The organism is Lentzea sp. HUAS TT2 (assembly GCF_051853195.1).
GTDB lineage: Bacteria > Actinomycetota > Actinomycetes > Mycobacteriales > Pseudonocardiaceae > Lentzea.
In genome coordinates this window covers 5,941,363-5,966,686 of the sequence record NZ_CP196667.1, presented here as the reverse complement: position 1 = coordinate 5,966,686, position 25,324 = coordinate 5,941,363, and the positions used below count along the sequence as shown (strand labels likewise).

Here is a 25,324-nt window from a genome sequence, read left to right as displayed (position 1 = left end):
ACCGGCATCTCGAACTCGGGACGCAGGTCAGGCCTGCGTGATGAGGTGTCTGCTCGGCGTGTAGTCGATCTTCCAGTCCTCGTACACGCCGCACAGCCCGCACTCCAGGCACCGCAGCCCGACGGTCAGCCAGCGCACCTCGCCGTCCGGGCGGCACGACGACCCGAGCGCGGCGGCGAACCTCTCGCCGCCGCAGGTGCACGCGCACTCCTCCGCGTCGTCGTCCTCCCAGAAGTCGGCGGAGTCGGCGATGAACTCCACGAGACCGCAGTCGAGGCAGGTCCGGCGCAGCGCGCTCGCGTCGGTCACCTGCACCTCGAACGTCCTGCCACCGCAGCCGCGGCACACCGACTCGACGACGTGCGTGACCTCGTAGCCGTCCTCCTGGTACTCGCGGATGGCCTCTTCGAGCGTCATCCCGCGACCCGGTTGATCTCGTCGCTGCGCAGCACCCGCGTCGCCTGAGCGCCCTTGGCCAACGCGACCATCGCGCGCCCGAGCTCGTCGGTGCTCGTGACGTACTTGGGCGCGACCTTCTTCAGCAACGGCATGAGCCACGAGGACCACGAGTAGATGTACCGGTAGATGCGCGTGCGCGACGTGATCCCGTGCCGTGGCTGGATGAAACCCGGTCGCACCACGAACACCGGCCGGTCCAGCGCCAGCAGTTCGTTCTCCGTGCGTCCCTTCACCCGTGCCCACATGGTCTTGCTCTCGGCATCGGCGCCCTCACCGGACACGTACACATAGGTGCCGCCGACGACACGTGCGGCTTCGAGCGCGTAGTCGTGCGTCACGGGCGTGTACTCGGCCTCGGTCAGACCCGCGGACGTGACGCCCATGCAGTAAAAACATGCATCGGCATCGCCCAGGTCCGCGGCGATCGGCGACAGGTCACCGAAGTCGGCGTGCACCACGTGCCGCAGCTTGGGATCGCTCGCGCTCGACGGCGAACGTCCCACGGTCACAACGGAATCCACCGCGGGGTCGAGCAGGCACTCCCGCAACGCGCCCTGGCCCACCATGCCGGACGCACCGAACACCACGATCTTCACGGCACCAACCTAGTCGCCGCGGTGACGCGCTCGCCGTCGCCTGTCGCGAGCAGATCCAGCAACGCACCCCGCAGCAACGCGAGCTCACGCGTGCGCAACGCCAGTCCGTCATCGGTGTCGCGCACGTCCTCCGGCTGCGATGCCTTGAGCACCTCCAGCCAGTCCTCCACGGTCGCGCGCGCGAAACCCGCCCACGGCCCGTCAGGCTCCACAAGAGAGCGTGCGTACGCCTCCAGCCACAACGTCAGCAACGGACGGTGCGCCGGCGCGGACAACCACTCCCACAACCGCCGCACCACGCCCGGACCGGTGCCGATGTCGGCGAGCAACGCCAGCTCGTCGGCCCGTGCCCGCGCGAGCAACGCCCTGACCAGGCCCTCCTTGCTGCCGAACAGGTAGAGCAGCACGCGCGTGCTCGATCCGATTGCCGCCGCCAGCGGACGCAGCGACACGTCAGCGAGGCCGTGCGTGAGCACGTACCGGTAGGCGGCTTCGAGCAGTTCGGTCTCGCGGGCGGACGGCATGGCGGTATCTTGGCATGACTGAAACAGTCGTGTCAGTGGAGGCGACCATGCTGATCCGCCCACTCGGCCACCCCGGCGACCTGGGCTGGGTGATCCAGGCGCACGGCGAGCTCTACGCGGCCGAGCACGCCTGGGACACCTCGTTCGAGGCGCTGGTCGCCAAGATCGTCAGCGACTACGCGGAGGACCACGACCCCACGAGAGAGGGCGCGTGGATCGCCGAGCTCGACGGCCAACGCGTCGGATGCGTGTTCTGCGTTCGCGAGGACGACAAGACAGCGAAGCTGCGCGTGCTGCTCGTGCATCCGGACGCACGTGGCCACGGCGCGGGCAACAGGCGGTCTCTCGTCCGCGCGGAAGATCTACGAGGCGCACGGGTTCGAACTGGCCGAGGAGACGCCCCAGCACAGCTTCGGCCATGACGTGACCGGCCAGCTCTGGGCGCGTGCTCTCTGAGCTGCGGATTTCACGATCGCCGAACAGTCCGCGGGCGCGGCAAGACCGACGTCTACGACTTCACGCTGTCCGAGGCCGGCCCGCTGACGTCCGCGGTCCGCAGGGCGTGACGATCCACCCGCACCACAACTGGCTGCGCAGCGCCACGACGAAGACGAACCCGCTCCGTCTCGGCGCCGCCTGACGCGCTCCGGTGGCCCGCTCACCGGCGGGCCACCGGTCGCCGCGCTACGAACAGGCCCAGGTGGACGGACCCCAGAAGTTGTCCTCGGCGCGCCACCGGCGGAAGCCCGCCATCAGGCCGGTGTCCGTCACGCCCACGACGTGCAGGTCGGAGCTGGAGCCGACGTCACCCACGAGCATGCTGCCCTGCCACGCGCCGTACCTGTTGCCGGACTTGAAGTACCCGCTCGCGAGCAGGCCGTCGCGGTTGATGCCGATCGGGCTGCTCGGGTTGATCACGTAGTCGCGCACCACCTCGCCCGCGGGGGTCCACTCCCGCAGCTTGCCGAACGCGCGGTCGACGCGGCCGATCACCCTGCCGCTCTGGAACTTCTCGAGCTGCACGGCGGGATAGCCCGCGATCCGCACGGTGGTGCCGTCGGCCGACCGGATCACGCCGGTGCGGAACGCGATGCGGCCCTCCTCGTCGATCCCGACCGCACCGCCGGTCCCGATGACCTCGTACGCGCCGGGGTTCGCGGCCTTCCACACGATCGTCGTGTTCCCGCCGTCGAGGTAGCCGAGGACGTCACCGGCCTCGTTGATGTCCCGGACGTAGGACTTGCGCCCGGCAGGAACCGGCAGGTACTGCTTCGCGCCGTCGCGGTACACGAACGAACCGGTGCCGTCGGTGGCGATGACGTGCCCCTTGCCGTTGACGCCGTAAGGCGCCCCGCTGTCCTCGGTGCCGGCGAGCTCGATCAGCTGACGGTCGTGCCAGAGCAGCAGCACGCCTTCCTCGACCTGCCCGGCGAAGTACCGGCCGTCCGGGCTCGCGGCGTTCAGGATCCCGCTGGGCGCGGTCTCCGGAAGTGGCAGATCGGTCGGTCTCCAGACACAACCGGCCTGTGCCTGAGCGGGCACGGCGGCCGCCAGGACGGTGATGACGGCAGCGCACAACGCGGCCACGCGCATGATGGATCCCCCAGGTCGAAATGATGATGCTCTTGCGAGAGCAGCATCATCTACGACGAGGTCACAGCACGCGAGTGACATACGGCATGATGCCGCCGTACCTCACAGGGGAGATCCTCACCACGGCACCGGAATGCGGCGCCTCGACCATCATCCCGCCGCCCAGGTACAGCGCCACGTGCGTGCCGCCGCCCGGTCCCCAGAAGATCATGTCGCCGGGGGCCATCTGCGACAGCGGCACCTTGCGGCCGGAGTTGTACTGGTAGCCGCTGTAGTGCGGCAGGAACACACCGGCGCCCGCGAAGGCGTACATCATCAGGCCGGAGCAGTCGAAGCCGATCTTGCGGAAGTCGCCGTACGAGTCGGCGACGCCGCCGTCGCGCACGCCGTACGTCGGGCCGTAGTGGTTGCCACCGCCCCACGCGTAGATGACACCGCGTTGGGCCAACGCCCGGTTGATCACGGTCTGCACGCGGTTGCCGGACGGCGCCGGGGCCGCCGCGATCGGACGGCGGGGTGCCGGGGCCTGCGGTGCGGCTGCGGCAGCGGCGGCCGCGGCGGCGCGACGGGCGTTCTCCTCGTCCTCGCGCCTCTTCGCCTCGGTCCACTGGTCGTACTGCTGGCGTTGCGCCTCCAGCCCGCTGACCGCGCCGCGCGCCGAGGCGAGCTCACGTTCGACGGCGTCCTTGTCGGACTGCAGCTCCTCGGTCGCAGCGGCCTGCGCGGAGTGCGCGGTCACGGCCACCTGCTGGGCCTGCTCGGCGACCTTCTTGGCCTCGTCGGCGGCGGCCTGCTTGAGCTCGGACTTCTTGAGCGCGGCACGGGCGGACGAGTCGAGGTTCGCGGCGGTGCCCTGGTCGCGGGTCACCTGGTCGAGCCGGTTCAGGCTGGACGCCGACACCGCCTCCAGCATCTGTGCCCTGGCCAGCAGGTCCTCCGGCGACTTGGCGCCGATGTAGGCGGAGAACGACCCGACGGTCGTGCCCTGCGCGTAGGAGGCGGCGGCGAACTCGTCGAGCGCGCGTCTGCTCTCCTCCACGGCGGCGGACGCCGCGTCGGCCTGCACGCGTGCGGCGGCGGCCTCCGTGCGGGCGGCCTCGGCCTCCGAGATCGCCGTCTCCAGGTCGACACGCGCCTTGTTGGCGAGCTCGCGCTTGTACGAGACGTCGTCGAGCAGCTCCTGCAGGCGCGACTCCGCCTGCGTGAGCCGCCCGGTCAGCTCACCGACGCGGGCCGCCTTCGCGTCCGCCTCCGCCCGCGACGCCGAGATCTCCGCGTCACTGGGGTTCGGCGGAGGTGGCGGCACAGCGGCGGCAGTCCCCGTGAGGACGGCCGTCATCAACACCAACACGGCGGAGAGTCGTGTCAACACTGGACATCACCTCCGACCGCATTAGACCAACCAGACTCATTCAGCGCATCCGGAACTAACGCACCGTCAGCCACACGTGTCACAGTGGAACACGCGCGGTGGTCCTTTTGGGACGATCGGAGGCCCGGCGTGTCGCCGGGATGGCCTAGCGCTACTAGTGGCGTGGCCCGGAACGTTGCCGGGCGAATTCGCGGTCAGACGGGCGCATCGCGGCGCCGCCCCCACGTCCTCGTACTGGACGTACGGGGGCGTGGGGGCGGTGTCGTGAGGCGTCCTGCTGAGCGTGAATCACCCAGCCAACGTTCCGGGTCACGCCACTAGTTCACGCCGCGGCCGCGGCCGGTCCAGTACGGCTCGCGAAGCTTGAACTTCTGGATCTTGCCGGTCGCCGTGCGCGGGATGGAGTCGCGGAACTCGATCGACGTCGGCGCCTTGTACCCGGCGAGCCGCTCCTTGCAGTGCTTGACCAGCTCGGCCTCGGTGGCCTCGCCGGAGAGCACGACCAGCGCCTTGATCGTTTCACCCCACTTCTCGTGGGGCACGCCGATCACCGCGACCTCGGCGACGGCCGGGTGCGAGAACAGACAGTCCTCGACCTCGATGGACGAGACGTTCTCGCCGCCGGTGATGATCACGTCCTTCTTGCGGTCGGAGATCGTCAGGTAGCCGTCGTCGTCGAAGTAGCCGCCGTCGCCGGTGTGGAACCAGCCGTCCTCGATCGCGTCCGCGGTGGACTCCGGGTTCTCCCAGTAGCCCTCCATGACCACGTTCGACCGCGCGAGCACCTCGCCGTTCGCGGAGATCCGCAGCTGCGCGCCCAACGCCGGCGCGCCCGCCCGTGACTGCTTCTTCGCCTTCTCCTCACCCGCCGGCCCCGGCTGGGCGCGGTTGAAGGTGAGCAGCGGCGCCGTCTCGGTCAGGCCGTAGATCTGCAGGAACTCCCAGCCGAGCTCCTCCGTGACGCGCTGGATCGTGCGCGAGGGCGGCGGCGCACCGGCGCACACGATCCGCACGGTGTCACGGCCGGGGATCTCGCCGTCCCACGTCTGCGCGGCGTCGAGCACCGCGTTCCACACGGCCGGTGCGCCGCACATCAGCGTGACGCCGTGGTCACGCACACGACGCAGGATCTCGGCGCCGTCGACCTTGCGCAGCACCACCTGCGGCACCCCGAGGCCCGCGAGACCGAACGGCATGCCCCAGCCGTTGCAGTGGAACATCGGCAGCACGTGCATGTACACGTCGCCCTCCCACGCACGGGTGTGCATGGCGAACGTCACCGCGTTGAGCCAGATGTTGCGGTGCGTCAGCTGCACGCCCTTGGGACGCGCGGTCGTGCCGGACGTGTAGTTGATCGTCGCGGTCGCGTCTTCGTCGGGCGCGCTCCACGGCCGTGGGTCCACATCGAACCGGAGCAGCGACTCGGACTCCTCGCCGAGCGTGAACCGGTGGCGTGCCACGACGTCGTCCAGTTCCAGCTCGGGGTCGACGAACAACGCCGACGCGCCGCTGTGCTCGACGATGTACTTCACCTCGTCGGGGCGCAGGCGGAAGTTCACCGGCACGCAGATCCGCCCGCTGCCGGGCAGCGCGTGCAGCAGTTCCAGCATCCGCGCGGAGTTGTGGCTGACGACGGCGACGCGTTCGCCCTCGCCGACGCCCAGTGCGTCGAACCCCGCCTGCCACGCGCGCGCACGGGTGGCCATCTGTCCGTACGTCGTCGTCGCGACCGGTTTCGCCGGCTGGTCCGGCTCGTCGATGGTCGCCGTCGTCGCCGCGAACGCGAACGACGCCCGGTCCAGGAAGTCGGTGGTGATCAGCGGTACGCGCATGGACCCGACCCTACGACCAGGTGCTCGGATCTCCCCAGGACGAGAATCGGCCTCCCCCGGATGGAGGAACGGCGCTGAGGTCGGGCAGCACCTCGCCGACGGGTTCGTGCAGCACCACGGCCGCCACGTCGTCGTACGGCGTCGGCTCGGCGTTGCAGATGATGACCTGGGCACCGGCCTTGGCCGCGAGCGGCACGAGACCCGCCGCGGGCTGCACCGACAGCGACGTCCCCGCCACCAGCAGCACGTCGCAGTCCAGGGCGGCGAGCCGGGCGCGGCGCAGCACCTCGCCGTCGAGCTCCTGCCCGAACGAGACCGTGGCGGACTTGAGGATCCCCCCGCAGCGCGGGCAGTCCGGCTCCTGTTCCCCCTCGGCCACGCGCTTGAGCGCGTCCCGCATCGGGCCCGTGGCACCGCATCCCAGGCACGCGGTGGCGTGCAGCGTGCCGTGCAGCTCCAGCACGCGGTGGGGGTCGGACCCGGCCTTCTGGTGCAGGCCGTCGATGTTCTGCGTGACGACCGTGCGCAGCCGGCCGGACCGTTCCAGCTCCACCAGCGCCTTGTGCGCGGCGTTCGGCTTGGCCGTCCACACGGGACTGCCGAGCTTCGCGCGCCAGGCGAGCCTGCGCAGTTCCGGATCGGAGAGGTAGGCCTGCAGCGACGAGGCGCGCCCGGCATCGGCGTCGCGCGTCCAGAGACCGCCCGGTCCGCGGAAGTCCGGAATGCCTGAATCCGTGGAGACTCCCGCTCCCGTCAGCACCGTGATCCGGTGGGCGGACGCGACCAGCGCCCGTGCCACTGCGCACGCCTCCGAGGCCATCGGTTCACACTAGTCGCGTGCGCAGCGCTGTGGGAGCCGCGATCGCGGCAGTGGGCTTGGTCACGACCATCGCAGGGACTTTCCTTCCCTGGCTGAAATCCGGATCGACCACGAGGGACAGTTACGAAGTGCTCTCGCTGCGTGATCTCGCCGGGTTGGACGGGGTGGCGGGCACCGTCGTGACGTCGGTCTGGGTGGGACTGACACCCCTGGCGATGATCGCGATCGCCCTGTACGTCGTCCGATTTCCTCGGTTTGCCGCATGCGTGGCTGTTCTCTTTGGCACGATCGGGGGAACCGTGGCCCTGGTTGCCACAGTCCAAGGGGACAACAAGGGCGCATTGGTCGGCATCTCCATCGCCGGACCGGTCACGACCCTTGCCGGTGCCGTGCTGACGATCGTGGGGGCGATCACGGTGCTCACCTCGACCAGGCGCAGCACAGTGAGAACCTCAGGAGGGAACCCGTGAGCTACCCAGGTGGTGGCGGCCAGTGGCAGCCGCAGAACGACCCGTACGGGCAGCAGCCCCAGCAGGGCGGCTACCCGCAGCAGGGGGGCCACCCCCAGCAGCCGCAGCAGCCGGGTGGATACCCGCAGCAGGGCGGCTACCCGCAGACCGGGCCGCAGGGCTTCCCGCAGCAGCCCCAGCAGGGCGGCTACCCGCAGCAGGGTGGTTACCCGCAGACGGGACCGCAGGGCTTCCCCCAGCAGGGTTTCCCGCAGCAGGACTACGGCCAGCAGCCGTACGGCTACGCGCCGATGGGCGGCGAGCCGCCGAAGAAGAAGCGCACCGGTCTGGTCGTCACGGCCGTCGTCGCGGTGCTGCTGCTGCTCGGCGGCGGTGTCACGTTCTTCGCGCTGCAGAAGTCCAACCCCGCGGCGAACGCGGGCCAGGACACGCCGGAGGTCGCGGCGAAGAACCTGATCGAACAGCTCGGCAGCGGTGACGTCGTCGGCATCATGGCCTCGCTGGCGCCCGCGGAGGCGGCGCTGTCGAAGGACTACATGGAGTCGATGACGAAGGAGATGAAGCGTCTCGAGATCCTGAAGCCCGACGCCGACCCGAACAAGCTGAGCGGCGTCGAGTTCAAGAGCGAGAACATCAAGTTCGACGAGGCCAAGGCCGAGAAGATCAACGACCACCTCACCATCAACAAGCTGGTCGAGGGCAAGATCACGATCACGTCGGACGCGTCGAAGATCCCGCTCACCGACAAGCTCGTCGACGCGCTCGGTGACGACCTGAACCTGACGTCGTCGAAGTCCGAGACCCTCGACATCACCGCCGAGGTGCAGAAGCGCGGCACCCCGATCGGCATCGCGTCGATCAAGGTCGGCGACAAGTGGTACCCCAGCGCCTTCTACACGATCGCCAACGCGGTCCTGGAGGAGGACAAGAAGAAGTGGCCCGCGCAGGGCATCGCCCCGCAGGGCGCGTCCTCCGCCGAGGACGCCGCGAAGCAGATGGTGAACGCCGCGCTCGACGCCGACCTGTCGAAGGTCATCGCACTGCTGCCGCCCGACGAGGCCGGTGTGCTGCAGGACCTCGGCCCGCTGCTGCTGGCGGAGGCCGGCAAGCAGAAGCCGACCGGCGCCAAGCTGAACGCGCTGGAGACCGACGTCAAGGACGTCGTCGGCGGCAAGCAGGTCACGGTGAAGAAGCTGTCGGTCACCGCCGAGGGCGAGACCGTGACGATCACCCGCGAGGGTGACTGCTACGCGGCCGACGTGCCCGGCCAGGGTTCGCAGAAGCTGTGCGCGGACGAGATCACGCAGCTCCTGCAGCAGCAGGGCGGCAAGAAGGTCCCCGCGGAGGCCGTCGAGATCATCGGCCGCGTCGCCGGGTCGATCATGAAGACCGGTGTCGGCGTCGTCGCCACCGAGGTCGACGGCAAGTGGTACGTCAGCCCGGTCCGCTCCTACTACGAGCTGGCGCTCACGCTGTTCCGCGGCTTCGAGCCGAAGGACGTCGACGCGCTGATCGAGCTGCTCAAGAAGTAAGTTCCCGCAGTTCAGCCCTGGCCCTGTCACCCGCAACAGCGCGGTGACAGGGCCGTGGCAGTTCCTGGGCCGAACGTGGGCGCCATGGACACACAGGTTCTGATCATCGGCGCCGGCCCGACCGGCCTCACCCTGGCGCTCGACCTCGCCCGCCGCGGCGTCCCGTTCCGCATCGCCGACGCGTCACCGGCGCCGTTCGCCGGCTCGCGCGGCAAGGGCCTGCAGCCGCGCAGCATGGAGGTCTTCCACGACCTGGGCGTGATCGACCAGGTGCTGGCGTCCGGCCGGTTCCACATGACCATGCGCGCCTACCAGGGCCGCGAGGTGCTGCGCGAGTGGAACGTGCACGAGGGCCGCGTCCCGACAGAGGAACGCCCGTACGCGAGCACGATGCTCATCCCGCAGTTCCGGGTGGAGCAGATCCTGCGCGAGGCACTCCCCCAGCCCGTCGAGTACGGGAAGCCGCTGACCTCGTTCACCCAGGACGAGTCCGGTGTCACGGCGGTCGTCGGCGGCGAGACCGTGCGGGCGAAGTACCTCGTCGGCTGCGACGGCGGGAAGTCGTTCGTGCGCAAGGAGCTCGGCGTGCGGTTCGTCGGCGAGACCCACGAGGACCAGCGGATGCTCGTCGGCGACGTCCGGATCTCCGGCCTCGACCGCGACCACTGGCACCAGTGGGGTGGCCGTCTCGACAAGTGGCTCGCGCTCTGCCCGTTGCCCGGCACCGACCTCTTCCAGTTCCAGGCGACCGGCGACGGCGAGCCGTCCTTGGAGCTCTACCGGGAGATCGTCCGCGACCGCACCGGCCTGGACGACGTACTCGTGCACGACGCGACGTGGATGTCGTTGTACCGCATGAACATCCGCATGGTCGACAGGTTCCGCGTGGACCGGGTGTTCCTCGCCGGCGACGCGGCGCACGTGCACTCCCCCGCTGGCGCGCAGGGCATGAACACCGGCATCCAGGACGCCTACAACCTGGGCTGGAAGCTCGCGATGGAGACGTTGCTCGACACCTACGAGTCCGAGCGCAAGCCCGTCGCGGAGTGGCTGCTGGGCATGACGACCGCGATCATGATGTCCGGCAACCCGTTCGAGCGCCGCGGCGACGAGACGCTGCAGCTGTCGCTCTCGTACCGGACCACCGACGGCGAGGGCCTGCAGCCCGGCGACCGCGTGCCCGACGGCGTCACCGAGCAGGGCAGGATCTTCGACCTGCTGCGCGGCCCCGACTTCGTGACGCTCGACTTCCCGGACGGCCCGGTGCTCGTGCGCCCCGACGGCTACGCCGCCGCGATCGGCCGGTCAGCGATCGACGCCTACTTCGGCGCGAACCCGGTCACGCAGCTGCACCACCGCAGGGTCGCTGCTAGGACCGCCGCGTAGCCGTTCCGCCTCGCCCAGGGCCTTCCTCGCACCGCGGGGATCGCCCTGGGCGAACAGCCAGTCCGCGTACCACTCCAGCACCAGCGCCCTGGCCGGCCCGTCCGCACTCCGGTTGACGGTGTCGAGCGCCCGGCCGTGGTGCTCGCCGGCCTCACCGAGCTGCCCGAGCCGGGTCAGCGCCAGCCCCAGTCCGGCGTGGACGGTGGCGCGGAACTGGTTGGCGGGCAAGTCCTCGGTGTCGTCGAGCGACTGCCGGTACAACGTCACGGCCTGCTCGAAGTCACCGCTGAAGTACGCCATCTCCCCATAGGCCTGCGTGAGCCGCGCCCGATCCAGCCCGAACGGCGAGGCCGGCACCAGCTCCAGGTCCTCACGGGCGCCGGCGAGGTCGCCGATCCGGATCTTGATGCGCGCCGCCTGCATGAGCACGGACATCGGCACCAGCACGGACTCCGGCTCGCCCAGCTCAGCGGCCACCTGCCGCGCCTCGGACACCGCCTCGAACCCCTCGGCGAACGCGCCCCGGTTGATCAGCACCATGACCAGGCACGACAGCCCGAACACCACGGCCCACCGGTCCCCCACCGCCCGGAACCCGTCGAGCGCCACCCGATACGCGGCCTCCGCACGCGGCGCGGCCCCCTCGCTGAACTCACCGGCCACCAACCCACGCACGAGCGACGCGAACGCACGCATCCACACGTCCGGCGACAGCTCCAGCCTGCTGGCCAGCACCTCGAGTCGTTCTGCCAGCGCGGTCTGCCCCCAGACCTGACCGCTGGTCAGCATCAACGCGCACAGCGCCGTCGGCAGGTCCTCCTCCCACAACCGCTCCGCCGCGGCGAGGGCGGCCGGCGTGCCGAGCGAGGCCAGCACCTCCGAGAGCGGGTCGTCCGGCGTCAGCGCGGCCCAGCGGCGGATCTCCTCGAACCGCTTGGTCATCACCAGCCAATGCCACGTGCGCGCGGCCATCAGGCGCCGCGCGACGGCCAGGTCGTGGCGGACCGCCCACGCTTGCGCGGCGTCCAGGTTGGCCCGTTCTACGTCGAAGACCTTCAGCGCGGTCAGTTGGTCGGGGCCTCGCAGGAGAGGTTCGTTGCGCTCGGCCAGATCCACGTAGTAGGCGGCGTGCCTCGCCGGGTCGGTTCGGGCCTGTTCCAGGGCGTACTCGCGGACGGTCTCCAGCAGGCGGTAGCGCTCGCCTGTGCGGACGATCAGGGACTTCTCGGCCAGTGCGGCCAGGAGGTCCTCGGTGTCCCAGAGGTCCTGATCTTGTCGGACCTCCTGAGTACGTTGAGATGCAGGGGTTCCCGGTTCGGGGGTACCCCTGCGCGAGCCTGCCCCGCACACGAAGTGCACCGCCGCAGCCGTCGCCCCACCCGCGAACACCGCCAGCCGCGCCAGCAACCCCCGCTCGGCGTCGTCCAGCAGCTCCCAGCTCCAGTCGATCACCGCCCGCAACGTCCGATGCCGAGCCGGCCCGGTCCGCGCACCCCGGTCCAGCAACCGCAGCCGGCTGCCCACCCGAGACTCCAGCTGCGCAGCCGACAACGACCGCGCCCGTGCCGCAGCGAGTTCCAGAGCGAGCGGAATCCCTTCCAGCGCAGCACAAATCCGGCGCAGCACATCGGGATCGAACGCCGACCCGACCCGTGCCGAGAACAGCCGCACGGCGTGGTCGAGGTCGAGCGGCGTCACGGGCAGCACAACCTCACCCGGGATCCCCAACGGCTCGCGTGACGTCGCCAGCACGCGCACGTCCGGCGCCTCGGCGAGCAGCCGGACGCACAAAGCCGCGGCCGCGTCCACCACGTGCTCGCAGTTGTCGAGCACCACCAGCGACGAGCCGAGCCGTGAGAACACCGGCGCCGCCAACGGGTTCGGACCCAGTGCGGCGTCCAGGGCCGCCAGCGGTTCGGCCGTCGAGTCCAGCTCGACGAACCACGTCTGCGGCAGAGACGCGGCGTAGGTCAGGGCGAGGCGCGTCTTGCCCACGCCGCCGAAACCGGTCAGCGTCACCAACCGGTTGTCGCGCAACAGCTCCGCCAGCGCAGCCAGGTCCGCGTCACGCCCGACGAACGACCCGACCGGTGCGGGGAGGTTCCCGCGCGCCACGCGTTCGCGCAGCACCGTCAGATGGGCGGCCGCCAGCGCCTCACCGGGGTCCACGCCCAGTTCGTCGGCCAGGGCCGAGCGGACGCGCGCGAACACCGCCAGCGCGTCCGAACGCCGTCCGGCGGCGTTCAGCGCCAGCATCAGCCGGGCCTGGACGTCCTCGCGCAGCGGGTGCGCGGACGCCAGCGCCTCCAGGCCCGCGAGGTCGTCGCGCAGCAACGCCAGGCGCACGGCCTCGTCCACCGCGAACGGCGCCTCCTCGAACGCGGCACCGCGCCACAACGCCGCGTCGCGCGTCCGGACGAACGCCTCGACATCGGTCGGGGCCTCCAGCCGGTAGCCCGTCGCGTGCGACGAGATCACCGCGGCGCCCAGCACGCGCCGCAGCCGCGACACGAGCGACTGCAACGCCGCCGCACCGTCCACGGGCGGATCGTCCGGCCACAGGTCGGCGATCAGCCGCTCCGGTGCGACGACGGCGCCAGGCTCCATCGCCAGCCGGATCAGCAGCCACCGCAGCCGCCTGCCGCGCACCTCGACCGGTGCGCCGTCCGCGGCCAGGACGCGCAGCGGCCCGAGCACGTCGACCCGCATCAGGCCCGCCGCACCCCGGCCACCACCGCGGCCGACACCAGCGCGACACCGACCGCCGCCGCCCCCAGCAAGGACAGCGACACCCTGTTGTGCCCCAGCGCGTCCAGCACCCACCCGAGCGGAGTCGCTCGCCCGAGCGGATACGTCAGCACCACCACCGAGAACACCGCCAGCACAGTGCGCCCGTTGGAGTCGAGCACGGGGCGGGAGAACAGCAGGCCCACACCGACGCCGAGCAACGCACATCCAGTATGCGCGGCGAGTCCGACAAAAAATTCGCCCCACGTGTACGGGTGCGGGTTCGTCACGACCGGCCACACCGCGGCCAGCAGCGCCATCGCCAGCGCGATCAGCACCGAGACCAGCGCCACCGCCGTCAGCACGCGCGGCCAGCCACCGGCCGACACCACGGTGATCTCGCGGCGCACCACGTCCTCGGACGTCGCCACCACGACGGCCATCCACGCCGCGACCGGGTAGAGCAACGCCGACGACCCCGAGTAGGCCTCCAGCGGCTGCCCGGCGTCGGAGGAGAACAGCATCCCCATCACACCGAGGAACACCAGCAGCGGCGCCAGGTACCGTTGCCCGCGAAAGACGTCGGCCGCGACGTACCGGACGAGGGCGATCACCGCACGCTCCGCACCGAGCACCCGAGCCGCAACGCCTCCGCCAGCACCTGGTCACTGCTGCCCGGCTCGACGACCACCCGCACCGACGACCCGCGGGCCTGCACGGAACGCACGCCCTCCAACGCTTCCAGCGCATCCGGTTCAGCGACCCGGCTGAGCTCGATCGTCACGTGCCCGCCGGCGAGGTCCACGCGCGTCGCCGACGCGAGGTGTCCCTCGTGATCGGACACCAGCGCCGTCCGCCCCTCCAGCATCGCCACCAGCTCGGCGGACGCGGCGGGGTCGAGGCCGGTCCACGGCTCGTCGAGCACCAGCAGGTCCGAAGCCAGGAAAGCCTGCGCCAGCGCCACCTTCTGCGCGTTGCCCTTGGACAGCTCCGACATCGGCGCCGTCCTGGATCCGACGAACCCCAGCCGCTCCAGCACGTCGTTCGCCCCGGCACGCCGGATCCGCCCCATGTGCGCCAAATACGCCGAAGCGGACATCCTGACGTCAGACGGAAAGCGCTCCGGCACATACCCGACCGACGCGGGCCGCGCGACACGTCCCGACGTCGGCTTCAGCACCCCGGCGGCGATCTTGAGCAGCGTCGACTTGCCGGTGCCGTTCGCGCCGGTCAGCACTGTCAGCCCGGACACCTCCAGCGTGAGGTCGCGCAGCACCCAGGGCCCGCGCCCGTACCGCTTCGAAACCTGATCGAGGTGCACCACGCCAAGATAGCCATCCGCGCGGCGGTCATCCCGCGGAACTGATCAACACCCGCACCGTGACTTAGGGCAACCTGGGTTGAACCGGCTTACAGGACAAGCGTACTGTTTGGGGTCGAGGGGCAGGGGTCGACCAGGTGAGGAAGACTCTCCCCCATCCCGAACTGACCACCGCGCTGTCACCAGTTATGGAGTTGCACGTGACTGCACCAGCTAGCAAGGACAGCTTCGGCGCCCGCGGCACGCTCAACGTCGGCGACGCCTCGTACGAGGTGTTCCGGCTGAGCGCCGTGGAGGGCGCCGAGCGTCTTCCGTTCAGCCTGAAGATCCTGCTGGAGAACCTGCTGCGGACCGAGGACGGCGCGAACATCACCGCCGACCACGTGCGCGCTCTCGCCAACTGGGACCCGGCCGCCGAGCCGAGCACCGAGATCCAGTTCACGCCGGCCCGCGTCGTGATGCAGGACTTCACCGGTGTGCCCTGCGTCGTCGACCTCGCCACCATGCGCGAGGCCGTCACCCAGCTCGGCGGCGACGCCGAGAAGGTGAACCCGCTCGCGCCCGCCGAGCTCGTGATCGACCACTCGGTCATCGCCGACATCTTCGGCCGCCCGGACGCGTTCGAGCAGAACGTCGACCTGGAGTACGAGCGCAACCGCGAGCGCTACCAGTTCCTGCGCTGGGGCCAGACGGCGTTCGACGAGTTCAAGGTCGTCCCGCCCGGCACCGGCATCGTGCACCAGGTCAACATCGAGCACCTCGCGCGCGTCGTCATGGTCCGCAACGGCCAGGCGTACCCCGACACGCTCGTCGGCACCGACTCGCACACCACGATGGTCAACGGCATCGGCGTGCTGGGCTGGGGCGTCGGCGGCATCGAGGCCGAGGCCGCGATGCTCGGCCAGCCGGTCTCCATGCTGATCCCGCGCGTCGTGGGCTTCAAGCTGTCCGGTGAGCTGCCCCCCGGCGCCACCGCCACCGACCTGGTGCTCACGATCACCGAGATGCTGCGCAAGCAGGGCGTCGTCGGCAAGTTCGTCGAGTTCTACGGTGAGGGCGTCAGCGCCGTGCCGCTGGCGAACCGCGCCACGATCGGCAACATGTCGCCGGAGTTCGGCTCCACGGTCGGCATCTTCCCGATCGACGGCGAGACCATCGACTACCTGCGCCTGACCGGCCGAACCGAAGAGCAGATCGCGCTCGTCGAGGCCTACGCCAAGGAACAGGGCCTCTGGCACGACGCGTCCAACGAGCCGGTGTTCTCCGAGACGCTGGAGCTGGACCTGGCGACGGTCGTCCCGTCCATCGCCGGCCCGAAGCGCCCGCAGGACCGCATCGAGCTGACCAACGCCAAGGAGTCGTTCCGCCAGGCTCTGGGCGCCTACGTCGCGCACACCGAGTCGGCGGAGCTGACCGGCGTGGACGAGGCCGTCGACGAGTCGTTCCCCGCGAGCGACCCGGCCGCCATCCACGAGGGTGGCAACGGCTCCGGTGCGCCGAAGGTGTTCCAGTCCGCCGCGGAGGGCGCGACCGGCCGCGTGTCGAAGCCGGTCAAGGTCTCCCTCGACGGCAACGAGTTCGAGCTGGACCACGGCGCCGTCGCGATCGCCGCGATCACGTCGTGCACCAACACCTCGAACCCGTCCGTGATGCTCGGCGCGGCCCTTCTCGCGAAGAAGGCCGTCGAGCGCGGTCTCGAGCGCAAGCCGTGGGTCAAGACGACCCTGGCGCCGGGCTCGAAGGTCGTCATGGACTACTACGAGCGCGCCGGCCTCATGCCGTACCTGGAGAAGCTCGGCTTCCACCTGGTCGGCTACGGCTGCACCACCTGCATCGGCAACTCGGGCCCGCTGCAGGAGGAGATCTCGGCGGGCGTGCAGGAAGGCGACCTCGCGGTCGTCTCGGTGCTGTCCGGCAACCGCAACTTCGAGGGCCGGATCAACCCGGACATCAAGATGAACTACCTCGCGTCGCCGCCGCTGGTCGTGGCGTACGCGCTGGCCGGTTCGATGGACAAGGACATCACCACCGAGCCGCTCGCGTACGACCCCGATGGCAAGCCGGTGTACCTGTCGGAGATCTGGCCGACCCCGGCCGAGATCGCCGAGGTCATCTCGACCTCGATCTCCGCGGAGGGCTTCACCAAGGGCTACAAGAACGTGTTCTCCGGTGACGAGCGCTGGCAGTCGCTGCCCACGCCGACCGGCAACACGTTCGAGTGGGACAGCGAGTCCACCTACGTGCGCAAGCCCCCGTACTTCGAGGGCATGGAGATGGAGCCGAAGCCGGTCACCGACATCTCGGGTGCCCGCGTGCTCGCGCTGCTGGGCGACTCGGTCACCACGGACCACATCTCCCCCGCCGGTTCGATCAAGGCCGACTCGCCCGCAGGCAAGTACCTGACCGAGCACGGCGTGGAGCGCAAGGACTTCAACTCCTACGGCTCCCGCCGCGGCAACCACGAGGTGATGATCCGCGGCACGTTCGCGAACATCCGCCTGCGCAACCTGCTGCTCGACGACGTCCAGGGCGGCTTCACCCGCGACTTCCTGGCCGACGGCGCGCCGCAGACCACGATCTACGACGCGTCGGTCTCCTACGCGGAGGCCGGTGTGCCGCTGGTCGTGCTGGCGGGCAAGGAGTACGGCTCCGGCTCGTCGCGCGACTGGGCCGCCAAGGGCACCTCGCTGCTCGGCGTCCGCGCCGTCATCGCCGAGTCCTACGAGCGCATCCACCGCTCGAACCTCATCGGCATGGGCGTGCTGCCGCTGCAGTTCCCGGCGGGCGAGAACGCGGCGTCGCTGGGCCTCGACGGCACCGAGACGTTCGACTTCAGCGGCGTCACGGACCTGAACAACGGCACCACGCCGTCGACGGTCCACGTCGTCGCCACGAAGACGGACGGCTCGAAGGTGGAGTTCGACGCGGTCGTCCGCATCGACACGCCTGGTGAGGCCGACTACTACCGCAACGGCGGCATCATGCAGTACGTGCTGCGCAAGATGGTCCGCAGCTAGTCGCTTTCGCAGCGAGAGGGCCGCTCACCAACGGTGGGCGGCCCTTTCGCCGTCTATGCACTCGTAACGACGGACGCGCACCCCGCGATGCCAAGTAACCCTGATCATTGCGGAGATCCTCATGAGCTTGAGCGTGCTCGGCGACCTCAACTGGTTGGCCGTCGTCGTTGCCACGATCGCCTACTTCGCGCTGGGCATGGTGTGGTACGCGGAGTACGCCTTCGGCAGGGCCTACCAACACGCGTCCGGCCAGGACCTGAGTCCACCGGAGAACCAGAGCGCGGCGGTCTACGCCATCCCGCTGCTCACCTGTTTCGTCATCACGCTCGCGACCGCGATGATCGGCCACGCCTCGCGCACCGACAACATCATGGAAGGCATCCTGCTCGGGCTCGTCGTCGGCATCGGCATCGCGTTGCCGGTCAGGCTCGTGACAGGCGCCTACGACATGACGAAGCCCGCCCCGCTCACCTTCGCGGCGATCGGGGCGGGCTATCACATCGTCGGACTCACCCTCGCGGGTGCGATCCTGGGGCTCTGGGTCTAGACCCGCGCGGCCTTGTGCAGCTCACGCAACGCGCGCACGGACGAGACGGCGTACTCGCGGTCCACGGCCTGCACGGCCATCACCGAGATGTACTCGTCCTCCGGCAGCTCCAGACGGGCCCACGCGGCGCCGTCAGGGAAGCTGACCGACAGCACGTCGTTCCAGTCGTAGTGGTGCGACGTCACGACGTTGCGCACGTCGACACCCTCGGCGTCGGCCGTGACGCGCGGACGGGTCAGCAACAGCACGCCACCCGCCAGCAGGAAGCCCAGCACGATCATGGCGACCTGGTCGGAGGTCCGGAAGATCACGCCGGTCGGCGTGTTCCCCAGCAGCAGCCCCACCACCGTGAACACGACGACGAGACCGACCGCGCACGCCCACGCGACGCGGCGGATCTTCTTGGGGCGCAACACGATGGACGTCATCACTCGAAACCCCGCTCGGTCCAGGGCTGACGCAGGCCGCGCAGCACGAGTGCCGTGTCGATCGCGGCGACGGTCGCCTCGTATCCCTTGTCCTCCACCGAGTCCGGCAGGCCGGCGCGCGCCAGGGCCTGTTCCTCGGTGTTCGTCGTCAGCACGCCGTTGCCGACCGGCGTGGACTCGTCCAGCGCGACGCGGGTGAGCCCGTCGGTCACCGAGTCGCACACGTACTCGAAGTGCGGGGTGCCGCCGCGGATGACCACGCCCAGCGCGACCACCGCGTCGTGGTGACGCGCGAGTTCCTGCACGACAACGGGAAGCTCGATCGCCCCCGCCACGCGCACGACGGTCGTGTCGACGCAGCCCGCGTCCTGCGCGGCCTGGAGGGCGCGCTCGACGAGCTGGTCGGTGATCTTGGTGTGCCAGCGCGTCGCGGCGATCGCGACGCTCAGGCCCTTGCCGTCGAGCCTGGTCTGCTCTGGACGGCCCTCGCCGCTCATTCCTGGTCCTCCGTAGCGGAAACAACGGTCTCGTACTGCTCCAGCTGGTGCAGCTCGTGACCCATCCGGTCGCGCTTGGTGCGCAGGTACCGCAGGTTCTCCGGGTTCGGGGAGATCGGCAGCGGCACCCGGTCGAGCACCCGCAGACCGTATCCGGCCTCCAGTCCGACGCGCTTGGCCGGGTTGTTCGTCAGCAGCCGCATGGACTTGATGCCGAGCTCCACCAGGATCTGCGCGCCCGTGCCGTAGTCGCGCGCGTCGGCGGGCAGGCCCTGCACGAGGTTCGCGTCCACGGTGTCCGCGCCCTCGTCCTGCAGCTGGTACGCCTGCAGCTTGTGCATCAGGCCGATGCCGCGGCCCTCGTGACCGCGCATGTACAGCACGACACCACGGCCTTGTGCCGCAACGGCTTCCAGCGCCGCGTCGAGCTGAGGGCCGCAGTCGCAGCGCAACGAGCCGAGCACGTCACCGGTGAGGCACTCGGAGTGCACGCGCACCAGCACGTCCTCGCCGTCGCCGATCTCGCCGTAGACCATCGCGACGTGCTCGATGCCGTCGAGCAGGCTGTCGTAGCCGTACGCGGTGAACACGCCGTGCGCGGTCGGGATGCGGGCCTCGGCGGCGCGCACGACCTGGGTCTCGACCCGGCGGCGGTACGCGATGAGGTCGGCGATCGTGATCAGCGCGAGGTCGTGGTCGGCCGCGAAGACCTCCAGCTCGTCGCGCAGCGCCATGTCCTCCTCGACCTTCTGCGACACGATCTCGCAGAGCACGCCGGCGGGCGCCAGCCCCGCGAGACGTGCGAGGTCGACGGAGGCCTCGGTGTGGCCGGGGCGGCGCAGCACGCCACCGTCCCTGGCACGCAGCGGAACCACGTGACCGGGCCGGTTGAAGTCGCTGGCCTGCGCGGCCGGGTCGGCGAGCAACCGGATCGTGCGGGCGCGGTCGGCGGCCGAGATGCCGGTGGTGATGCCGGCGCGCGCGTCCACCGTGACCGTGTACGCGGTGCCGCGCTGGTCCTGGTTCGTGTGGTACATCGGCGGCAGGTCGAGACGGTCGCAGTCGGAGTCCGTCAGCGCCACGCAGACGTACCCGGACGTGTAGCGGACCATGAACGCGAGCAGCTCCGGCGTCGCCTTCTCGGCGGCGAAGATCAGGTCGCCCTCGTTCTCGCGGTCCTCGTCGTCCACGACGACGACCGGCCGACCGGCGGCGATGTCCTTGATCGCCCGCTCGATGTCGGAGAAGTCGGTGCTCACTGGGCCTCCTCGCCCGCGATGGCCCGCAGGTGCGGGATCGCCAGTCGTTCGACGTACTTCGCCAGCACGTCGACCTCCAGGTTCACCAGGTCGCCGGGCGAACGACGCCCGAGCGTGGTGAGGTCGAGCGTCGTCGGGATGAGGCTCACGGTGAACTCGTCCTCGGAGACGGTCACGACCGTCAGCGAGACCCCGTCGACCGTGATGGAGCCCTTCTCCACGACGTAGCGCGCGAGCGACGGCGGGAGTCCGATGTGGACGATCTCCCAGTGCTCGGCCTTCTCCCGCGCGAGGATCGCGCCGGTGCCGTCGACGTGGCCCTGCACGATGTGGCCACCGAGGCGCTGGCCGACCGCGGCCGCGCGCTCCAGGTTGACGCGGTCGCCGGCGGCGACCTTCGCGAGGCTGCTGCGCAAGAGGGTCTCGCGCATCACGTCGGCGGTGAAGGTGTCGTTCTCGACCTCCACGACGGTGAGGCAGACGCCGTTCACCGCGATGGAGTCGCCGTGCTTCGCGTCGCTGGTCACGATCGGCCCCGCGACGCGGATCCGCGCCGCGTCCGGCAGGTCCTCCGTCGCGACGACGTGGCCGAGTTCCTCGACGATCCCGGTGAACAACGCTCCTCCTAAGTTTGCGGAACCGCGCTGATCCGCAAGTCCGGTCCGCTCATGGTGACGTCTTCCACGGTCAACCGGACAGCGTCCGTGATGGTTGACACGCCCGCGTCCAGCACCGCCGCGGGACCGTTCCCGAGCAGCGCAGGCGCGATGTAGGCGAGCACGCGGTCGACCCTGCCGGCCCGCCAGAACGCGCCGGCCAGCGTCGGTCCACCCTCCAGCAGCACGTCGACCAGCCCGCGTTCCGCCAGTGCGGCGAGGACGTCGTCCGGGTCGTGCGTGCGCAGGTGCAGTGCGGTGTGCTGGAGCTTCGCTCCTTCCGGCAGATCGCTGGTGCCCACGACCACCGGCAACGGCTGGCGGGGCAACGGCATTCCATCGGCGTCCCTGGCCGTCAGCGCGGGATCGTCCTTCCGGACGGTGCCGGAGCCGACGATGATCGCGTCGAGCTTCGCGCGCGTGCCGTGGACCTCCTCGCGGGAGGTCTCCGAGCTGATCCACTGGCTGGTGCCGTCCTGGGCGGCGATCCTGCCGTCGAGCGAGGCCGCGTACTTCCACGTGACGTGCGGACGGCCCGTGCGCGCGTAGTGCAGCCACGCCCGCAGGGGGCCCCTGCTGACCTCGGTCGCGAGCAGCCCGCCCTCGACCGTGATGCCCGCGTCCTCGAGGACCTTCGCACCACCCGCGGCGCGCGGGTTCGGGTCGCTGAGGGCGTGGAAGACGTGTTCGATCCCGGCTTCGCGCAACGCCTCTGTGCACGGCGGCGTGCGGCCGAAGTGCGAACACGGCTCCAGGGTGACCACCGCGGTGCCGCCCTGGGCTTTCGCGCCCGCTTCCCTCAACGCCATGACCTCGGCGTGTGGTCCGCCGACGGGCTGGGTGGCGCCGAACCCGACCGCGTTGCCGTCGGCGTCGAGGATGACGCAGCCCACCGGGGGGTTGGGGCTGGTCGTGCCCCGCACCCGTTCGCTCTGCGCGATGGCGAGCACCATCGCGTCCTCGGGGGTCACCTCGACCCGGCTGCCTGGGCGCGCAGGGCCTCGACGGCCTTGCCGGGGTCTGCGGCGTCGTACACGGCGGAACCGGCGACGAAGCAGTCCACCCCGGCCTGCGCGGCCTGTTCGATCGTGTCGGCGTTGATGCCGCCGTCGATCTCCACGAGCAGCTTGAGGTGCCCGGTGTCGACGAGGTGGCGGGCCTGGCGGACCTTGTCCAGCACCTCGGCCATGAAGCTCTGGCCGCCGAAGCCCGGTTCGACCGACATGACCAGCAGCGTGTCGTAGTGCTTGAGGACCTCGACGTACGGCTCCAGCGGGGTGCCGGGCTTGATGCTCAGGCCCGCCTTGGCCCCGGCGGCCCTGAGGTTGCGCGCCAGTGCGATGGGGTCGCTGGCCGCCTCGACGTGCACGGTCACGTTGTACGCGCCCGCCTCCGCGTAACCGATGGCCCAGCGGTCCGGGTCCTCGATCATGAGGTGGCAGTCGATCGGGATGTCGGTGACCTTCAGCAGCGACTTCACCACGGGCAGGCCGAGCGTCAGGTTCGGCACGAAGTGGTTGTCCATGACGTCGACGTGGATCCAGTCCGACGTGGGCACCGCGGCGAGCTCGTCGGCGAGGCGCGCGAAGTCGGCGGACAGGATGCTGGGGGCGATCATCGGCGTGTGGACCACGAGGGTGAAGTCTAGGTGTCCAGCAGGTCGAGCAGCCTGCCGGGAGCCTCGTCTGAGACCACGACGACACCCGCTCCGGTGAGCGTCGTGACGTGCGTCTCCCACAGAGGGTGACGGCGCTTGTCGGCGCTGGCCTGGGGCATGACGACGACCTTGCAGTTCTCGGTGCCGATGGCCTCGTTCAACGCGGTCAGCGCCTGGTTGTCGCCGATGCCCAGTGCCAGCTTCGCCACCGAGTTCGCGCTGGCAGGGGCGAAGATGAACGCGTCGGGCGTGCGGTAGGGCTTCGGCTGGCTCGGCAGCCTCGGCTCCCAGCGGATCGGGAGGTCGGTCAGCGCCTGGAGCTTCTCCAGCTCGCCCGCCTCCTCGAACCACGGGACGACCGTCGGGGTGAGCGTGATGGCCAACTGCCACCCCAGTTGTGCGGCGGGCTCGGCGAGCTCCGTGCGGAACCAGCCTTCGACCCCGCCGCAGCCTGAGGCGACCAGTCCGAGCAGCCCACGTGTCATGTGGACGATCTTAGAGAAGCAGGCCGACCTTGCCGGGGGCGTGGCCGCCGGCAAGGTCGTGACCTCGAGGCAAGGATCAGCGGCTGGAGACCAGGGAACCGGCCTATTTCGCCGCGGTCGCCGAGGAGCTCCCCTCCGGACGTGCCGCCGCACGGCCCGGCATCGCCGCACCGCCCCTGTCGCGAGCGATCGCCCAGCTCGAACGCCGGGTGGGCGCGCGGCTGGTCGACCGCACCAGCCGACAGGTCGAGCTGACCGAGACGGGCCGCGTGTTCCTGACAGACAGCCGGGCCGCCCTCGCCGCCGTCGACACGGCGCCGCGCCCGGCAGGCGGGTCAATCGGGGAAGCCGGCGGCGGCGATCCAGATCGTCGACGTGGTGACGCTGAAGCGGCTGATCGTCATGGTCGGGCGCCGCGCGGTGAACCGGGTCGGGGCCGATGTGACGGCGGTGCCGCTCACGGCGTGCCCCCGACGAAGCTCGCGCTCGCCCACCCGTCGGGTGTTCCCGTACCGGCCGTGCGCGCCTTCGAACGCGGCGCGGCGGACGTGACCTACCGCCGCGCCTCCACAGCCAGGGTCTGAACCTGGATCCCTTGCGGCACAAGGGATCCAAAACTGTCAGACCTCGTCGTTAGAGTCTTCCCCGAGCGCTCACACAGGGCGTCGCAGCACCACGCAGAACATCGCGTCGGTGCCGTGCAGATGGGGCCAGAGCTGAACGTGCGGTCCTTCCCCGAGGTCCGGAACTCCCGGGAAGAACTCCCGCGTGTCCAGCACCTCGGCCCCGGTGCGCTTCGCGACGTCCGTCAACACCCCTACGGTCTCCGAGAGATGAGGTGAGCACACGACATAAGCCACCACGCCGCCAGGGCGCACGAGTCGCAACGCCTCGGTCAGCAGCTCGCGCTGCAGCTTCGTGAGCGTGCCGACGTCGGCGGGCTGGCGCCTCCACCGCGCCTCCGGGCGCCTGCGCAGCGCACCGAGACCGGTGCAGGGCGCGTCGACCAGCACGCGGTCGAACGCCCCTTCCAGGAAGTCGGTCTCACGGCCGTCGGCCACCTCCACGGTGACCGGCAGGCCGGTGGTGAGCTTGCGCACGAGCTCGGCGCGGTGGGGCGCCTTCTCGACGGCGATCAGCTCGCCGCCCTCGATGCCGACGAGTGCGCCCAGCAGGGCGGCCTTGCCGCCGGGGCCGGCGCAGAGGTCCAGCCAGCGGTCGTCTGTGTCCGTGCCCTCGAGCGGCGCGCGGGTCAGGGCCAGGGCGCAGAGCTGGCTGCCCTCGTCCTGCACGTTGGCGAGGCGTTCCCGGACGGGCTCGAGATCGCCCGGGTCGCCCGCGCCGGTCTCCAGGTGCACGCCGTAGGGCGAGTAGGGCGCCACGTCGCCGCCGGTGATGGCGGCGAGCTCGTCGGCGCTCACCTCGCCGGGGCGTGCCACCAGGTGCACGGCCGGGCGCGCGTCGTCGGCCTGCAGGGCCAGCCTCAGCGGCTCCTCGCGGCTGCCGAGGGCCTCCGCGAACGCCTGCGCGATCCAGCGCGGGTGGGCGTGGGTGAAAGCCAGGTTGCCGATCGGGTCGGTGTCCGGGTCGGGCGCCAGCTCGTCGACCCAGGCGGCCTCGTCCTGCTCTGCCACCCGGCGCAGGACGGCGTTGACGAAGCCCGCGATGCCGGACCCGAGCTCGCCCCGCACGAGGTCGACGGTCGAGGCGACCGCGGCGTGGGACGGGATCCGGGTGCGCAGCAGCTGATACGCGCCCAGCCGCAACGCGTCGAGCGCCGAGCCGTCCACTTCGGACAGCGGGCGGTCCGAGCACGCCTCGATGACGGCGTCGAGCAGGCCCTGTGCCCGCGCCGAGCCGTAGGTGAGCTCGGTGGCCAGCGCGGCGTCGCGGCCGGTGATGCGCCGGTCGCGGAGCATCTGCGGCAGCACCAGGTTCGCGTAGGCGTCCCGCTGCCGCACGGCGCGCAGGGTCTCCAGCGCGGCGAGGCGGGCCGGGTCCTCCACGGGCGGCCGGGAGGGCCCGGTGCGCCGGCTCGGCGGGTGCGGCCTGCTGGGGCGGGAAGGCTTCGAGGCGCCTCGCGAGTGGCCGGTCATGCGTTGTACTCCACTGTCTCTGGCTCCCCTGCGGCTGCGCGGATCACGCG

The 25,324-nt window shown here is 70.5% G+C and carries 25 protein-coding genes and 1 pseudogene; 7 read left to right on the top strand and 19 right to left on the bottom strand.

The annotated features are described in order from the left end of the window. Positions 1-27: 27 nt before the first annotated feature. Genes ACSHWB_RS29125 through ACSHWB_RS29115 form a run of 3 tightly spaced genes read right to left on the bottom strand, consistent with a single transcriptional unit; the run spans position 28 to position 1,579 of the window. Positions 28-417: a hypothetical protein gene (locus tag ACSHWB_RS29125; protein ID WP_439656470.1), complete on the bottom strand. Its 390-nt coding sequence runs from the start codon at positions 415-417 to the stop codon at positions 28-30. Continuing rightward, a complete protein-coding gene (locus tag ACSHWB_RS29120; protein ID WP_439656469.1) occupies positions 414-1,055 on the bottom strand; it encodes an epimerase in 642 nt (213 codons plus the stop codon). The genes ACSHWB_RS29125 and ACSHWB_RS29120 overlap by 4 nt, the downstream gene beginning before the upstream one ends. Then, positions 1,052-1,579, bottom strand: coding sequence for a TetR/AcrR family transcriptional regulator (locus ACSHWB_RS29115; RefSeq protein ID WP_439656468.1), 528 nt, complete (start codon positions 1,577-1,579; stop codon positions 1,052-1,054). The genes ACSHWB_RS29120 and ACSHWB_RS29115 overlap by 4 nt, the downstream gene beginning before the upstream one ends. Before the next feature lie 47 nt (positions 1,580-1,626). Here ACSHWB_RS29115 and ACSHWB_RS29110 point away from each other — a divergent pair, with 47 nt between their 5' ends. Beyond that, complete coding sequence (locus ACSHWB_RS29110) at positions 1,627-2,001, top strand: GNAT family N-acetyltransferase (RefSeq protein ID WP_439656467.1); 375 nt, start codon at positions 1,627-1,629, stop codon at positions 1,999-2,001. Between the two features lie 262 nt (positions 2,002-2,263). Here ACSHWB_RS29110 and ACSHWB_RS29105 read toward each other — a convergent pair whose 3' ends face one another. The 4 genes from ACSHWB_RS29105 to ACSHWB_RS29090 all read right to left on the bottom strand — a co-directional run bounded on the left by ACSHWB_RS29105 (position 2,264) and on the right by ACSHWB_RS29090 (position 7,196). Then, positions 2,264-3,172: a hypothetical protein gene (locus ACSHWB_RS29105; RefSeq protein WP_439656466.1), complete on the bottom strand. Its 909-nt coding sequence runs from the start codon at positions 3,170-3,172 to the stop codon at positions 2,264-2,266. A 61-nt stretch (positions 3,173-3,233) separates the two neighbouring features. Continuing rightward, a complete protein-coding gene (locus ACSHWB_RS29100) occupies positions 3,234-4,544 on the bottom strand; it encodes an NlpC/P60 family protein (RefSeq protein WP_439656465.1) in 1,311 nt (436 codons plus the stop codon). A 317-nt stretch (positions 4,545-4,861) separates the two neighbouring features. Continuing rightward, positions 4,862-6,376: an AMP-binding protein gene (locus tag ACSHWB_RS29095; protein ID WP_439656464.1), complete on the bottom strand. Its 1,515-nt coding sequence runs from the start codon at positions 6,374-6,376 to the stop codon at positions 4,862-4,864. A gap of 10 nt (positions 6,377-6,386) precedes the next feature. Then, the gene (locus tag ACSHWB_RS29090; RefSeq protein ID WP_439656463.1) at positions 6,387-7,196 is read right to left on the bottom strand and encodes an SIR2 family NAD-dependent protein deacylase; all 810 of its coding nucleotides are present in this window, start codon (positions 7,194-7,196) and stop codon (positions 6,387-6,389) included. Positions 7,197-7,213: 17 nt separating this feature from the next. Here ACSHWB_RS29090 and ACSHWB_RS29085 point away from each other — a divergent pair, with 17 nt between their 5' ends. The 3 genes from ACSHWB_RS29085 to ACSHWB_RS29075 all read left to right on the top strand — a co-directional run bounded on the left by ACSHWB_RS29085 (position 7,214) and on the right by ACSHWB_RS29075 (position 10,584). After that, entirely contained in the window at positions 7,214-7,666 is a 453-nt protein-coding gene (locus ACSHWB_RS29085; RefSeq protein WP_439656462.1) for a hypothetical protein, read from the top strand. Then, complete coding sequence (locus ACSHWB_RS29080) at positions 7,663-9,198, top strand: flagellar basal body protein FliL (protein ID WP_439656461.1); 1,536 nt, start codon at positions 7,663-7,665, stop codon at positions 9,196-9,198. Before ACSHWB_RS29085 ends, ACSHWB_RS29080 begins: the two co-directional genes overlap by 4 nt. Before the next feature lie 84 nt (positions 9,199-9,282). After that, positions 9,283-10,584, top strand: a complete 1,302-nt coding sequence (locus tag ACSHWB_RS29075; RefSeq protein WP_439656460.1) for an FAD-dependent monooxygenase — start codon at positions 9,283-9,285, stop codon at positions 10,582-10,584. Here the strand turns inward: ACSHWB_RS29075 and ACSHWB_RS29070 are convergent. The 3 genes from ACSHWB_RS29070 to ACSHWB_RS29060 are packed head-to-tail and all read right to left on the bottom strand — an operon-like array spanning position 10,504 to position 14,632. Continuing rightward, positions 10,504-13,293: an ATP-binding protein gene (locus tag ACSHWB_RS29070; protein ID WP_439656459.1), complete on the bottom strand. Its 2,790-nt coding sequence runs from the start codon at positions 13,291-13,293 to the stop codon at positions 10,504-10,506. The two genes, ACSHWB_RS29075 and ACSHWB_RS29070, sit on opposite strands and share 81 nt — an antisense overlap. Next, positions 13,293-13,925: a hypothetical protein gene (locus ACSHWB_RS29065; protein ID WP_439656458.1), complete on the bottom strand. Its 633-nt coding sequence runs from the start codon at positions 13,923-13,925 to the stop codon at positions 13,293-13,295. Before ACSHWB_RS29065 ends, ACSHWB_RS29070 begins: the two co-directional genes overlap by 1 nt. Continuing rightward, the gene (locus tag ACSHWB_RS29060; RefSeq protein ID WP_439656457.1) at positions 13,922-14,632 is read right to left on the bottom strand and encodes an ATP-binding cassette domain-containing protein; all 711 of its coding nucleotides are present in this window, start codon (positions 14,630-14,632) and stop codon (positions 13,922-13,924) included. The genes ACSHWB_RS29065 and ACSHWB_RS29060 overlap by 4 nt, the downstream gene beginning before the upstream one ends. Before the next feature lie 200 nt (positions 14,633-14,832). Between ACSHWB_RS29060 and ACSHWB_RS29055 the strand changes: the two genes are divergently transcribed. After that, entirely contained in the window at positions 14,833-17,649 is a 2,817-nt protein-coding gene (locus ACSHWB_RS29055) for an aconitate hydratase (protein WP_439656456.1), read from the top strand. 121 nt (positions 17,650-17,770) lie between these two features. After that, positions 17,771-18,196 (top strand): DUF1761 domain-containing protein, encoded by a 426-nt coding sequence (locus ACSHWB_RS29050; RefSeq protein ID WP_439656455.1) that lies wholly within the window; start codon positions 17,771-17,773, stop codon positions 18,194-18,196. Here ACSHWB_RS29050 and ACSHWB_RS29045 read toward each other — a convergent pair. Genes ACSHWB_RS29045 through ACSHWB_RS29015 form a run of 7 tightly spaced genes read right to left on the bottom strand, consistent with a single transcriptional unit; the run spans position 18,193 to position 23,178 of the window. Further along, positions 18,193-18,624 (bottom strand): PH domain-containing protein, encoded by a 432-nt coding sequence (locus ACSHWB_RS29045; RefSeq protein ID WP_439656454.1) that lies wholly within the window; start codon positions 18,622-18,624, stop codon positions 18,193-18,195. The genes ACSHWB_RS29050 and ACSHWB_RS29045 overlap by 4 nt on opposite strands. Beyond that, on the bottom strand, positions 18,624-19,121 hold the full coding sequence (ribH, locus tag ACSHWB_RS29040) for a 6,7-dimethyl-8-ribityllumazine synthase (protein ID WP_439656453.1): 498 nt from the start codon (positions 19,119-19,121) through the stop codon (positions 18,624-18,626). The genes ACSHWB_RS29045 and ribH overlap by 1 nt, the downstream gene beginning before the upstream one ends. Continuing rightward, positions 19,118-20,380: a bifunctional 3,4-dihydroxy-2-butanone-4-phosphate synthase/GTP cyclohydrolase II gene (locus ACSHWB_RS29035; protein WP_439656452.1), complete on the bottom strand. Its 1,263-nt coding sequence runs from the start codon at positions 20,378-20,380 to the stop codon at positions 19,118-19,120. Before ACSHWB_RS29035 ends, ribH begins: the two co-directional genes overlap by 4 nt. Continuing rightward, positions 20,377-20,997, bottom strand: coding sequence for a riboflavin synthase (locus ACSHWB_RS29030; RefSeq protein WP_439656451.1), 621 nt, complete (start codon positions 20,995-20,997; stop codon positions 20,377-20,379). Before ACSHWB_RS29030 ends, ACSHWB_RS29035 begins: the two co-directional genes overlap by 4 nt. Positions 20,998-21,005: 8 nt before the next feature. Further along, positions 21,006-21,989 (bottom strand): bifunctional diaminohydroxyphosphoribosylaminopyrimidine deaminase/5-amino-6-(5-phosphoribosylamino)uracil reductase RibD, encoded by a 984-nt coding sequence (gene ribD, locus ACSHWB_RS29025; RefSeq protein WP_439664686.1) that lies wholly within the window; start codon positions 21,987-21,989, stop codon positions 21,006-21,008. A 14-nt stretch (positions 21,990-22,003) separates the two neighbouring features. Then, positions 22,004-22,654 carry a ribulose-phosphate 3-epimerase gene (rpe, locus tag ACSHWB_RS29020; RefSeq protein ID WP_439664685.1) on the bottom strand — a complete coding sequence of 217 codons (651 nt, stop codon included), beginning with the start codon at positions 22,652-22,654 and terminating at the stop codon, positions 22,004-22,006. Positions 22,655-22,680: 26 nt separating this feature from the next. Then, entirely contained in the window at positions 22,681-23,178 is a 498-nt protein-coding gene (locus tag ACSHWB_RS29015; protein WP_439656450.1) for a flavoprotein, read from the bottom strand. A gap of 83 nt (positions 23,179-23,261) precedes the next feature. Between ACSHWB_RS29015 and ACSHWB_RS29010 the strand changes: the two are divergent. Further along, positions 23,262-23,435 (top strand): annotated as a pseudogene (locus ACSHWB_RS29010) (LysR family transcriptional regulator); the annotation flags it as partial. A gap of 78 nt (positions 23,436-23,513) precedes the next feature. Here ACSHWB_RS29010 and ACSHWB_RS29005 read toward each other — a convergent pair. Further along, complete coding sequence (locus tag ACSHWB_RS29005) at positions 23,514-23,639, bottom strand: hypothetical protein (RefSeq protein WP_439656449.1); 126 nt, start codon at positions 23,637-23,639, stop codon at positions 23,514-23,516. Between the two features lie 192 nt (positions 23,640-23,831). Beyond that, positions 23,832-25,274, bottom strand: a complete 1,443-nt coding sequence (locus tag ACSHWB_RS29000) for an RsmB/NOP family class I SAM-dependent RNA methyltransferase (protein WP_439656448.1) — start codon at positions 25,272-25,274, stop codon at positions 23,832-23,834. Positions 25,275-25,324 lie beyond the last annotated feature (50 nt).

Bases quoted from the DNA above. Each gene is read 5' to 3' on its own strand.
- ACSHWB_RS29125 (WP_439656470.1), bottom strand. From the start codon at position 417: ATGACGCTCGAAGAGGCCATCCGCGAGTACCAGGAGGACGGCTACGAG.
- ACSHWB_RS29115 (WP_439656468.1), bottom strand. From the start codon at position 1,579: ATGCCGTCCGCCCGCGAGACCGAACTGCTCGAAGCCGCCTACCGGTAC.
- ACSHWB_RS29110 (WP_439656467.1), top strand. From the start codon at position 1,627: ATGCTGATCCGCCCACTCGGCCACCCCGGCGACCTGGGCTGGGTGATC.
- ACSHWB_RS29105 (WP_439656466.1), bottom strand. From the start codon at position 3,172: ATGCGCGTGGCCGCGTTGTGCGCTGCCGTCATCACCGTCCTGGCGGCC.
- ACSHWB_RS29095 (WP_439656464.1), bottom strand. From the start codon at position 6,376: ATGCGCGTACCGCTGATCACCACCGACTTCCTGGACCGGGCGTCGTTC.
- ACSHWB_RS29090 (WP_439656463.1), bottom strand. From the start codon at position 7,196: ATGGCCTCGGAGGCGTGCGCAGTGGCACGGGCGCTGGTCGCGTCCGCC.
- ACSHWB_RS29075 (WP_439656460.1), top strand. From the start codon at position 9,283: ATGGACACACAGGTTCTGATCATCGGCGCCGGCCCGACCGGCCTCACC.
- ACSHWB_RS29070 (WP_439656459.1), bottom strand. From the start codon at position 13,293: ATGCGGGTCGACGTGCTCGGGCCGCTGCGCGTCCTGGCCGCGGACGGC.
- ACSHWB_RS29050 (WP_439656455.1), top strand. From the start codon at position 17,771: ATGAGCTTGAGCGTGCTCGGCGACCTCAACTGGTTGGCCGTCGTCGTT.
- ACSHWB_RS29045 (WP_439656454.1), bottom strand. From the start codon at position 18,624: ATGACGTCCATCGTGTTGCGCCCCAAGAAGATCCGCCGCGTCGCGTGG.
- ribH (WP_439656453.1), bottom strand. From the start codon at position 19,121: ATGAGCGGCGAGGGCCGTCCAGAGCAGACCAGGCTCGACGGCAAGGGC.
- ribD (WP_439664686.1), bottom strand. From the start codon at position 21,989: ATGGTGCTCGCCATCGCGCAGAGCGAACGGGTGCGGGGCACGACCAGC.
- rpe (WP_439664685.1), bottom strand. From the start codon at position 22,654: ATGATCGCCCCCAGCATCCTGTCCGCCGACTTCGCGCGCCTCGCCGAC.
- ACSHWB_RS29015 (WP_439656450.1), bottom strand. From the start codon at position 23,178: ATGACACGTGGGCTGCTCGGACTGGTCGCCTCAGGCTGCGGCGGGGTC.
- ACSHWB_RS29000 (WP_439656448.1), bottom strand. From the start codon at position 25,274: ATGACCGGCCACTCGCGAGGCGCCTCGAAGCCTTCCCGCCCCAGCAGG.